6 protein-coding genes are annotated in these 12,307 nt (G+C 32.7%); all 6 read right to left on the reverse strand.

What is annotated here, in order from left to right; genetic code table 11:
• Nucleotides 1–3,003: 3,003 nt before the first annotated feature.
• Nucleotides 3,004–5,073 carry a glycine--tRNA ligase subunit beta gene (glyS, locus tag ERCIKOCA2762_RS00695; RefSeq protein WP_157988316.1) on the reverse strand — a complete coding sequence of 690 codons (2,070 nt, stop codon included), beginning with the start codon at nt 5,071–5,073 and terminating at the stop codon, nt 3,004–3,006.
• 6 nt (nt 5,074–5,079) lie between these two features.
• Nucleotides 5,080–5,994: a glycine--tRNA ligase subunit alpha gene (gene glyQ / locus ERCIKOCA2762_RS00700; RefSeq protein ID WP_157988762.1), complete on the reverse strand. Its 915-nt coding sequence runs from the start codon at nt 5,992–5,994 to the stop codon at nt 5,080–5,082.
• A 487-nt stretch (nt 5,995–6,481) separates the two neighbouring features.
• The gene (locus tag ERCIKOCA2762_RS00705; RefSeq protein WP_157988317.1) at nt 6,482–7,000 is read right to left on the reverse strand and encodes a ClpXP protease specificity-enhancing factor; all 519 of its coding nucleotides are present in this window, start codon (nt 6,998–7,000) and stop codon (nt 6,482–6,484) included.
• A 985-nt stretch (nt 7,001–7,985) separates the two neighbouring features.
• Nucleotides 7,986–8,378: a 30S ribosomal protein S9 gene (gene rpsI, locus ERCIKOCA2762_RS00710; protein ID WP_157988318.1), complete on the reverse strand. Its 393-nt coding sequence runs from the start codon at nt 8,376–8,378 to the stop codon at nt 7,986–7,988.
• A gap of 15 nt (nt 8,379–8,393) precedes the next feature.
• A complete protein-coding gene (gene rplM, locus ERCIKOCA2762_RS00715; protein ID WP_157988319.1) occupies nt 8,394–8,822 on the reverse strand; it encodes a 50S ribosomal protein L13 in 429 nt (142 codons plus the stop codon).
• Between the two features lie 2,598 nt (nt 8,823–11,420).
• Entirely contained in the window at nt 11,421–11,747 is a 327-nt protein-coding gene (gene thiI / locus ERCIKOCA2762_RS00720; RefSeq protein ID WP_157988320.1) for a thiazole biosynthesis protein, read from the reverse strand.
• Nucleotides 11,748–12,307 lie beyond the last annotated feature (560 nt).

Below are 12,307 nucleotides of genomic sequence, written 5' to 3' on the forward strand. Positions count from 1 at the left end.
TATGTAGAAAAATGGTTGATTAAAATATAAAAATAGCAAGAAAATCAATGTAGATTTAAAAAAGAACAGTATTATTACATGTCATTAGTTAACAACTATATCACTCTGTAGATTTTTCAAAATAATTTTTATAAAAAATAGTTTTCTCTTTCTTGTCCGATTAGAGAAATCATTATATCGCATTATAAGAAAATTTTAAATTGTGGGGAGATTTGAATCATATTGCAGGTGTTATTAAACTATATTAAATAATAAGTGCTTAATATTATACAGAATTGTATTTTGGTGTCTATTTCAAATTATAAATAGAGTAGGATAATATAATCTCGTTGTATGCGTATTATCAGGAAGTTATGATTGATATCAGTGATGGCATTATTGTAAAATTCTAAATTGATCTTATATTCTGTGGGGGAATAATTTGGTGCTTTTACAAAAGCACCATCATGAAATCATGTGTATTTGTATTTTTAGTGTTTAATTATATTTCTCATCTACTTTTCATGTACGATTGTGTAGTTCTGAAGCATTATGCGCTTTTAGGTCATAGTTAAAATGAAAATAATGTCTATTCTCATATGGAGTGTCTAGAATATTTTTCTAAATTATTGATATATTTTTATATGAACATATGTGATGTTAAGTACCATATAGTGAAGAGGTGATAACTAGATATGGCTGATATTTTTATCAGTGATATGTAAAATAGGGTATAAAAGTGTGTTCTCTTTAATATGTGAAAGGATTGTGACGCATCATCCCAAACATGCTTTGTAATATCAAAGTAGTCAGATATTTCGTTTTATAGATGTTATATTTATCTTATGATCTTTAGAAGTATTATTACAACAATGTGTGTTTAGATAGATTGGAATACTCAAGAGATTACAATATCTTTGCGTCAATAGTACTGAAAGTTTTTATCAATATTAGTGATGTAAATTATCTAACACAGTTACCTGTATGTATTTTGTTCGGCTGATTTTATCGGCATATATAATTCTTATTATGCGTTGTATGGATAAGCATAGCGCTTTTTTCAAAAAATATCAATATTTTTTATATCATAAAAATTTACAGTGATGTGGGGTAAGTATATAAACTAGCATACAGTATCATGGCTGTGTTTCTCTATGGATCTCTGATCTCAAATATTTTATTTTAATAAATTCCATATAACTGTTTTACAAAATGTACTCGATCATGAAAAGATCAATCACTACAAATGAGATTTCCGCTTAAGACAAATAGTGTTTATATCAATATAATTTGGTATATATGATATTTCACATTATGAGGTTTGTAGGTCAGAAACCGTTGTGATATAGATTCCTGTAATGTACTCAAAGTATTAGAAGCATGTTAATGCTAGATGGTGGAATGTGTATTGACAAGTACTTCATTGGCATGGAAATGGATTTATCTTGCTATGTATAGTGAAAATTCCTTTCTATTATCGGAGTTTACAAGAGGTCAGTCACGATAATAAGTTAATGATGAATGGGTTTTGATATAGACTCTGATATAAATTGTAAGCAGATCATAGTGTATTTTACGAATCAATCATTTTTTTTAAAGTCAGTCACTGTTTTGACCATTATATCTTCTAGATAATTCATTAATAATATTAATTATTAATTTTTTTATGTAAAATTCAGTATTTTCTGCGAAACAACCTTTAAGTTTTTTATGTGTGTATGATCTGATTTACACAAAATATTAATATTGCCATTGATTTTATATATATAACTTAAATCTGTTAGCTACACTCTAATGATATACTCATATACATTGGATTTGTAGATAGGATTTTTAGAGTATGATGATAAATAGCAATAAGGTGTTATAGAATCGTAGTTCAATGACGAAAATCTCACATGATCTGTTTCATATTTTAAAGTAGTACATCACAGATACATACTTACATAGTAGAATAAGGTAAGACATATATCTTTCTTCTAGTTTGATGATTATTTTGTTTGTGTAAATTTTGATTGTATGTCTAGCATGGTAGTGTCTTATTTTTGTGCATAGTGATTTTTATAAAATAGATCAGTTAAACAAAAATAGAACACCTGTGGAGATAGATATAGTATATGCATGAAGAGATTTTATTCTTTTGAAAAACTAAAATATTTATGATTAATTTTAACTTTTACAGAAATTCAAGAAAAATAATACTAGCGATAGAATCTTTTTTCCTGGCATAACAAAGTTGTTTTTGGTCACCGATGTTTTTTTTATGTATAGATTACAGCGTAATACATTAGACATCATGCTCTACTTCATCGTCAATGACTAGAAGTCTTCTGTAGTCAAGAATTTCTGCATATGCAAATTAGCATGCATGCTCTTTTCTATACTGATTTTAAAAATAATAAATTCCCTACTGCTTTCCTATATATTTAATGCCATAAATCTAATTATTGTACTTATTAAAACCTGATATAGGTCACATAAAAATAGCAAAAATTTTTAATTATGGATGCTGGCTGATATGAAAAGATAGAGCGCTGTTATTATAGTCATCATTGTTAATCAAACACTTCTACGAAATTCTTAATTTGCAAAAGAACATTAATGCGGATAAATAGATGGCAGGAGAGTTATGCGTATTCTATCAATGTAAAGAAATCATTTTGTGTCAGTTTATCTTGTTATTCTATCCGCACAACATGAGCAATGTGCACATTATTCAGCGCATACTGATATAATAAATTATTTCTTTTTTTTGTTATTGGATACAATATGCAAATAAGTAGAAACATGGTTAATTTGATACGGAAAGTTATTATATGTAGTGTTTTACAGCGATTTTTTGAAAGGATCTGTTATTAAATGATCTTGCTTTTTTATAAATAAATATATGCTATACTGAAGAAAGACATTGATAAAATATTATTCATATAGGAGGATAAACATAATTTTTTATTATGCTGATTTGAAATTTGCTTTTTATATTTTATAAGAAGAAGTATTTAAATATTCATTTAAAATCATACATTACTTCAAAAGAGAAAAATCAGCGATTTTAAGGAATAGAGTGTTTAATTTAGATAAGAGATTTAGGCGGTTAACACGAACTTCTTTATCTGTAGTATTTATGAGCACTTTATTAAAAAAATGTTTAATATCTGCACTTAGAGATATCAGTGCAATTAATGCATCTTCATATTTTCCTTGTGATACAAATAAATTTAGATCAACGCTGACAGCATTGATGCGTTTTGCAAGCTGTTTTTCTTCTTTTTCTCGCAGCAAGGTATCACGCACTCTGTGAGTTAATAGCTCTGTTGTATGTGCAAGAATATTTACGATACGTTTATGTGCTAACGATAGGTTGACTGCGCTCTCCATAGTATGGAAGTTCGCAACTACATTAATGCGTGCATGAATATCTATGGGTTTAGTAGGCTGACAGACCAGTACTGCTTGAATGGTCTTGCTACTATAATCTCGTTCCTTGTACCATGCATATAATCGGCCTATCATAAATATGATAATTTCATTTATAGCGTTAGTATTCGATATTGTTGGACCATACAGTTTTACTGCTTCTGCTGATAGAGTTTTTAGGTCTAATGGAATGTTTTTTTCAATCATAATTCGTAATACACCTAGCGCTAAACGACGTAGTGCAAAAGGATCTTTTTCCCCTGTAGGGTGTTGACCAATACCTAATATGCCTACGAGTGTGTCCATTTTCTCTGCAATGGCAAGGGTGCAAGAGACGGGGCTAGAAGGCAATCTATCGCCAGAAAATCGTGGGTAATATTGTTCCATAATAGCTACCGCTACTTCTTCTGGTTCTCCGTACAGACGTGCATAGTGCATACCCATAACACCTTTAATATCGGAAAATTCAAATACCATCTGACTAAGAAGATCGCATTTAGAGAGTAGTCCTGCACGTGTTGCATGGCTTACATCACTGTTAATTTGTATTGCAATCCATTCAGCTAAGCGCTGGACACGGTTAGTTTTATCACGTAGACTACCTAATTTTTGCTGAAAAACTACATCTTGTAAAAGAGGAAGGTTATCCTCTAGGGGGTGCTGACAATCATTTTTAAAAAAAAATGCAGCATCCGCTAAACGGGCTCGCATTACTTTTTCATTACCAGATATAATTAATTGGGGGTTTTGTGACACAATATTGCTTACAAATATAAAATATGGCAATAATTTTCCTGTATAGCTATATACTGGAAAATATTTTTGGTGATCGACCATAGTATGAATTAATACGTCAGTTGGTATTTTCAGGAATTTGTCTTCAAACCGTGCTATGAGCACCACGGGCCATTCTACGAGCGATGTGACTTCTTCTAGAAGTTTTTCATCTAGATCTACCACACCGTTAATTTTTGCAGCAGCAGATTTCGCACCCTCTTGTATTATATTTTTGCGCGTTAAATAGTTCACCTCTACCTTGCCTTTATCTGAGAGAATGCCTAGATAATTATCAGAATGATTAATAACGAGATTTTGTTCACCGATAAAACGATGACCGCGAATCGTATTGCAGGAATTAACCCCAAAGATATTAGCTGGTATTAATACATCACCTAACATTAAGATGATAGTATGTATCGGACGAACAAATTGAAAATCCGATGCACCCCACCGCATTTGTTTTAGTACTGGTATTTTTTTGAGGCATAAATAAATTATTTCCGGTAGTAGTTTTTCGGTTTTTTTTCCAGCTATACGGGTATTGTATACGAGCCATTCTCCTTTACTATTAATCAGGCGTTCGGCCTGATCCATGGTAATACCGCACCGATGTGCCCAGCTTAAAGCAACTGGTGTGGGGATGCCATGACTATCAAACGATATCGTGAGTGCTGGGCCACGATATTTTACGGTGCGATCAGGTTGCACAATAGGCAGATCATATACTAGAAGGGCCAAGCGTCGAGGTGTAGCAAACCAGCGCACAACGCTATAAGAAAGTAATCGAGAACGTAATTCAGACGCTACATTATGTGCAAAAGATTCAGCCAATAAACGAAGGGTTTTTGAAGGTAATTCTTCCGTTCCAATTTCTACTAGAAAAGTTTTTTTGTCCATTTATATTTATGTGTGATCCTTTCTACATTGTGGAAATCCTAGTATTTTGCGGGAGCTAAAGTAAGCTTCAGCTACAGCTTTAGCGAGAGTTCGAAGGCGTAAAATATAGCGCTGTCGTTCGGTACTAGAGATTGCTTTACGTGCATCTAGCATATTAAAACTATGTATTGCTTTTAAAATACGTTCGTAAGCTGGTAGAGGTAGCGGTGGTTTTAATGTAAGAAGATTTTTTGCTTCTTTTTCATATTGTTGAAAGCAAGTAAAAAGAAAATCGATGTCAGTGTGTTCAAAATTATATATTGATTGTTCTATTTCATTTTGATAGAAGATATCACCATATGTGAGTTTTCCATATAGCCCGTCGTTCCATATTAAACTATAGATACTGTCAACGTTTTGAAGGTGCATAGCTAGACGTTCTAATCCGTAAGTGATTTCACCGCTAACTGGTTTACACTCTAAACCACACATTTGTTGAAAGTAAGTGATCTGTGTGATTTCCATACCATTTAACCATACTTCCCAGCCTAATCCCCATGCACCTATAGTGGGATTTTCCCAGTTATCTTCTACAAACCGGATATCATGCATGCTTAAATCAATACCTAATTCTTTGAGAGATTCTAGGTAGAGGTTTTGAAAATTATGTGGTGATGGTTTAATTACTACTTGGAACTGATAGTAATGTTGCGAGCGATTAGGGTTATTGCCATATCGTCCGTCAGTGGGGCGGCGTGTTGGTTGTATATAAGCCACTGCTAGTGGTTCTGGTCCTACTGCATGCAGGCAAGTTATAGGATGTGCTGTACCTGCACCAATTTCCATATCTAGCGGCTGCATAATGCTACACCCTTGTTGAGCCCAGTAATTTTGTAACTTTAAAATGAGCCCCTGAAATGTTTGAGTATTAAATGGTGTCATATATATTAATATTGTAGGTAAGTATATCCTCGGATACTCAAGTAAGCTCATGAGTGCTATTTCATTTTGTTTCTAGAGCAGTCTGTATAAAAGTAGTAGGATTGATAATAAAATTACCTTGTATATGTTATGATTTTCGTGCATATTTTAATGTTATTTTAATCTTCTGTATTTGCATATGTTGCTAGATATCTTGAGCGATGACACGATAGGTGGTTCTTGTATTGTGCATATTATAGAAGTGACTATAGTAGTATTACAGACTACTTTTATCAAATCATTATATACCGTGATATATAAAAAGATATCTAAATATTATTAGATTAGCATCTATTTAATATGATATACATTTTCATGTAATCCAATTTAAAAAATATTCGCTGCATTTCTATAGATTATTATAGTCGCTTATATTAAGATGAGCATTCATACACCCATGATTGAGATTGCGCATAATTATGTATGTCTATCGTAAGTATCATTGTCACTAAACAAGACGCAAGTTCGGCAATTGGTTTTTTTTCACTAATCTTGGTTCATCTTTTTTTTCAAGAAAGGCTTCTTCTTTTTTATTCTGATCTGAATCATCTTTTTTGATGACAGATAAAATCATTGTATTTTTAACAGGAGTTTGGTAAGTATGTAACAATGGAGATGAATTTATATTGTTATTTTCTATTTTGTTTTCGAATATAATGCCCTCGCTATTTTCGCGTGCAAAAATAGCTATCACTGATGAAGGTGGTGCCGTAATGTTTTTCAAAAGACCCTTAAAACGAGCAGAGAACGAAATTTTTTCATTCTTAAAATCTATATTCTCTACTGCATTTGGTGCGATATTGAGAATAATTTGACCATTACGTGCATATTCTATGGGTACTACTACAGCAGGTATATCAATATTGATCACCAAATGTGGTGTGAGATGATTATCAATCATCCATTCATATAAAGCGCGTATTATGTATGGGCGACGGTCGGTTAATTGAATCTCTATCACTGGCATTATCTCCGATTTTTTTAGTTTGATAGTATGCACTTAGAGTGTGTAAAAAGCAAAAAAATCATAGTGTAATATACAGGTGGTATTATACTAACATTTAGTTAGCATGAGTTTGATTTTGAATCTAAAATAGTCATCTCTACTCCAAACGACGCTAAGTAGCGTACAATTCAAAAAAAACAGTAGTGTAGTAGACTATATTTTATATTTATACATCGAGTAGTATGCATGAAATAAATTATGAAAAAACGACTAAAGGAGAGTGCTTGAAAACACTACTGTCATATTACTTTCGATGCCTAGAGTTGCTGATATTGTATAACAAGATATTACGAGATACTAATTTTTAATTTCATATTCATCTTTAACTCGCCGGTGTTTTTACTCTATATTGCTCAGTATGCTCATATGTTTTTTACCATGGTAATATTCACCTTAGTGGATCAGTCTAGCATGCGATTCATCGCGTATTCATACATGATCACAACGTGGTATTTATGACGACTGAAATGAAAAGCGTGCTAACCCGCTACATAGAGGTGTATTGTCTTCTACTTTGATGATATGCACTATTCTGTCACTGGCAGCGAATGCAATCTATGCTGGATTTTTTGTGATAGTAGTTCGAGCCGAAAAGAGTATTTTGTATAATGGTTTTGTGAATTATCAATAAATAGTTATGTTAACTTTACTGTAGTGTAGTCATAAGCATACGCATCTTGGTGCTATTCTTTTTGTATAGGCCACAATTTTGCAGAGCATTACTATAACTATTGTATAGTCTGAAGAGAAGATGGACCATAGACTCAACATTGTGTATTGAAGTAACATATACTCTTTATGGTTATACCCTAAGTTGTATTAAAATGAGGCTCTGGAAATTTTTTAATGTAATCAAGACAATGCACCTATATTTTCAATTGATGTCTTTGTGAAGAAAAACCCAGCGCTGAGTACCGGGTTTAATATTTTAAGTGTAGAGCATGTATTATCGTTTAGAGAATTGTGGACGACGGCGTGCTTTCCGAAAACCAACTTTTTTTCTCTCTACTTGCCGAGCATCTCGTGTAACAAAACCAGCTTTCCTTAATTCGCTTCTTGTGGATTCATCTCGTTCTATGAGTGCGCGCGTAATACCATGACGGATTGCACCCGCTTGTCCTGAGATTCCACCACCTTTTACTGTGATATACCAATCAAATTTATTTACCATGTCTAGTAGTTCTAGTGGCTGACAGACTACCATACAGGCAGTTTTGCGACTGAAATATTCTTTTAAAGAACGTTGGTTGATAGTGATATTTCCGCTACCTATTTTTAAAAAGACACGTGCAGAAGCGCTTTTTCGGCGACCCGTGCCATAGTTTGTCTTCTCAACCATTTCCTAGTATCCTAATTATATTTCAAGAATTTGCGGTTGTTGTGCCGTGTGTTTGTGCTGATTACCCGCATACACCTTAAGTTTACGGTACATCTGACGACCTAGCGGACCCTTTGGTAACATACCTTTGACAGCAATTTCAATCACTCTTTCAGGAGATTTATTAATCATCTCTTCGAAGGTTGACTTTTTGATGCCACCCACATACCCAGTGTAATGATAATAAAATTTATCGCTACGCTTAGAGCCGGTGACAGTAATTTTCTCAGCATTAACAACAATAATGTAATCGCCAGTATCTACATGGGAAGTATATATTGTTTTATGCTTTCCACGCAATCGACGAGCTATTTCTGTTGCAAAACGACCTAAGATTTTATGTGTAGCATCTACAATATACCAATTACGTTGGACTGATTCTGTCTTAGCTATAAAAGTTTTCATCTAAAAACATACCCATATTAAATTTTACATTGATGAAGTTTAAAGCGTTCAAGCTAGCATTTAGAATTCATGCATCAGTCTGTTTCGACTAGTGATTTTTGCCTACTATGTGAACAGTAGCTTCAATTAGGGTGGCTACTATTATTTTAAGCCTAAATAGCTCGACTATAAAGCCAAATCCATTCTACAAAGTGGCTGCAAGAGATTATAAAGAAATCATCGATAAAAATCGAATGTTTTCTATCAGGTTATGGCTAGGAGCTTAGGCAGTCTCTGTTGTATATTATATTTTTCGAGGCTTTTTAGATAGGTGGTTGAGGTAAATATTATTGGTCATGTACATTTTTTGAGATTTAACGTATAGGCGTTAGATAATATCAAATATTGCAATTTTACAAGATATATTACTTTTGTATTTCTTATTTCTGGAATAGTCGTACAATACGAGGCATTGTTTTAACATCGTACATTACATAATTTTATCGTGGAATCAATGTATTATAAGTGATGTCTTTCAATCTAATCTATGCGTGTGAAAAACTATGACATATATGCAGAATGTAATATATCAAATATACAGGAAAAGATACCGTAGTATGAGATGATTTGCTGCCATTTATGTAAAAGCTTATACTGATGTTTCTAATACAAGTATATATTATCATAATCATGCACTAACAATTAACGAATGTGTATATGTAAGTATCGTGTAGTGCAAGAAATATTTCAGGTTGTGTTATTAATGCAGCATTGAGAAATATGATTAACCTTGGTGATCCATTGAAGCGTCTAGATGTAGACCTGACGTGCTACATGTATTAGATATTGATAATATATTTATTATTTTTTGTATTTTTAAATCGGACTGTCAGTGGTATAGCGTATATTCATACTGTGATGTATTGTTACAAACCTATCTTTGTTCTGTATTGTACCTAGGTTAGTGATAGAGCATATCAATGAGGGTATTACCACTTAATTCATGTCGTCTGACACTACTTGATGTAGTAGACTGACATAATAGTCAGGATACAAGATAGATCATATCTTACAACAAGATTTAGATGAGGAGGATTTATATGAGGTACCAGAGATAAACAGTAATTTATAGTAGTGAATAACACATTCACATATGTTAATAATTTTATATGTGGTTTATGTAGGTAGTACATCATGTTTAAAATATAGACACTATTCTTTTTATTTCTCCTTGAACGAGATAAATCGAGGATCTTTGGTGTATTTTCAAGTCGAGCCTCATATAATATATGACAGAGATTTTTTCTGAATTAATGAAAATAGCATCTATTAAATTCTGGAGAGCTATATCGTATTGGTTGTGTAACAGCATCTTCTATTATTGCAGACATGATGTGTTATGGTAGAGAGTGGCAAAATAAAATAGATTTTTTTGGATCTCTAAAAATATTAGAGTGATATGATAGGTATCATAATATGATGATGTGCACTATGTGCTCAATAATCACCATTAAGATTATACAACAGTTTATCAAAGTAAGGGGGTGCTATATAGACCGCTCTGAATGATATAAATCACTATTGGCTTGACTATCATGTTATGAAAGTTATGCAAGATGAGAAGAATAATCATGGTATATGCGGGTGTATGTGATCTAGTTGTTCTTATCACGGTATCGGCAGTCATATCTCTATGATCATTAGATCAGATAAGGTAAAGACAAGGAGTGAGATATGCTAATGTGGATATGTGGTTCATGAAATATATGACTGGAAAGGTAATAGGTGCTGGCGGTCATTAACTTTCCCATACAAGTAGCAAAAAAGAAAAAATGCATGTTATGGTTGACAACCGAGTGATTCAGTATTAAGAGAGTATCAGAAAGAGTTGTGTGGTTTTTGCCACACAGTATAAATTGTTGTTGGAAAAAGTAGAACGTGACTATCCACATCTCTGTCGACATATAGGTCTAGGAACACATATGTTGTGTAAGCGTGGCGTAGTAAGATATTAATATTTTCTGATGGTAGTGTAGATATGAAATAGATCAGGATCAGATTACGATACACTTTTAACTAACAGGATTACCCAATCTGTACTTCGAGTATTTTACGCAGAAGAGAGCCATATAAATAAAATCAATCAATCTATGGCTGGCTAGTTCGATTGTGTACCTCATGCAATGTATTGTAATTCACTTACAGGTATCTGTTTTTTTGTGATTGTTGTATTTTTAAATTCTCTTAGATCTATGTAGTGTGTTCGTGCATTGATCTAGAGGGCTAGTTAAATCCTGTAGAGAATATTTTTTAGAGTTCTGCATGTGATTTTAAATAGTTTTTAAGGCGGGGCACGGAGAGTTGAAACATCAATGTTTTTTGACAGTAACAGAAGTGTTTGTGTGATTTCTATATATTAGAGATAGAATTGAATTCTTGAGAAGTTGATTATGAATTTTACCTTGCCAGATTACTTGAAAGTGCTTATATAAATATATACAAGAAATTCACGTAGGAATCTATGCTTTATCATGTTAATCTGTAGCATTTGAATGCTATCTAACATGTAGATACAATAGATAATTTATCTTGATTTGATAGGCAATATACTGAAAAAGGTTATTTTTTCGTTGAACGGTAAGCTTGCACATTTTTAAAACCTTTTTCATTCAAAAGGATTGTCTGCAGCCGACTCATTATACCATGCTCACAATATAGTAGATAATATTTTTTTTGATCTAAAGTACTGAATTGGCTGGATAGTTTATAAAATGGTAAAGATTTTACTAGCATATTATCTAGACTGAGAGGGTGTTGTTTCTGTTCGTCTGGCGCACGAATGTCCAGGACAACATATTGTGGACCATACGCTTTAACGTTCGTGATGTTCTTTATTTCTTTGATCTTTTTGTCGTTATACAACACGGTTTGATGGATGTATGGCATTTTTTTCTCCTGATAATATCTGAAGCGAAATATGGATATATGAATGTTATAGTGTACTTTTCTACACCCTTGATATCGAGAGAATATTTTTAGTGCATGAGTGGTTTAGGTTAAAATAGCATCGTATATTTCTAATCGTGACATCCATTTTATTAGTAGTTTGCCTGATGATAGATAAGAATGTTCGTCTTCTGTGGTGTGTGTTATTAATCGTTTGTAAATGGTTACTTTAGAGTACTGTATTTTATATGGATAGTGATAACATGATGAAGACAATCTGTAAAGATTAAGAGAGTTTCTTGCTATATCGGAGCTTATGGGCATGCGAAAACGTCACTTATAGAAAACCATCGTGCTCTTTCGTCTAATGATTATAGTGGTATAAAAAATATATATACTCAATGCATATACCCATTATATGTTATGTGTACGATAGAGCGGCATATTCATGGTATCTATCGTATACATAAAAAATAAAATCTCACTGTTGTGTTAGCACCGTACAGTTTAACAAGTTGCTAACAGACTTTCTTAATGTCAAATGAAATTAAGAAGGAACT

The organism is Candidatus Erwinia haradaeae (assembly GCF_900698935.1).
GTDB lineage: Bacteria > Pseudomonadota > Gammaproteobacteria > Enterobacterales > Enterobacteriaceae > Erwinia_E > Erwinia_E haradaeae_D.

What these genes read in the sequence shown, in the direction of transcription:
- rplM (WP_157988319.1), bottom strand. Translation starts at nt 8,822, where the DNA reads ATGAAAACTTTTATAGCTAAGACAGAATCAGTCCAACGTAATTGGTAT.
- glyS (WP_157988316.1), bottom strand. Translation starts at nt 5,073, where the DNA reads ATGGACAAAAAAACTTTTCTAGTAGAAATTGGAACGGAAGAATTACCT.
- glyQ (WP_157988762.1), bottom strand. Translation starts at nt 5,994, where the DNA reads ATGACACCATTTAATACTCAAACATTTCAGGGGCTCATTTTAAAGTTA.
- rpsI (WP_157988318.1), bottom strand. Translation starts at nt 8,378, where the DNA reads ATGGTTGAGAAGACAAACTATGGCACGGGTCGCCGAAAAAGCGCTTCT.
- thiI (WP_157988320.1), bottom strand. Translation starts at nt 11,747, where the DNA reads ATGCCATACATCCATCAAACCGTGTTGTATAACGACAAAAAGATCAAA.
- ERCIKOCA2762_RS00705 (WP_157988317.1), bottom strand. Translation starts at nt 7,000, where the DNA reads ATGCCAGTGATAGAGATTCAATTAACCGACCGTCGCCCATACATAATA.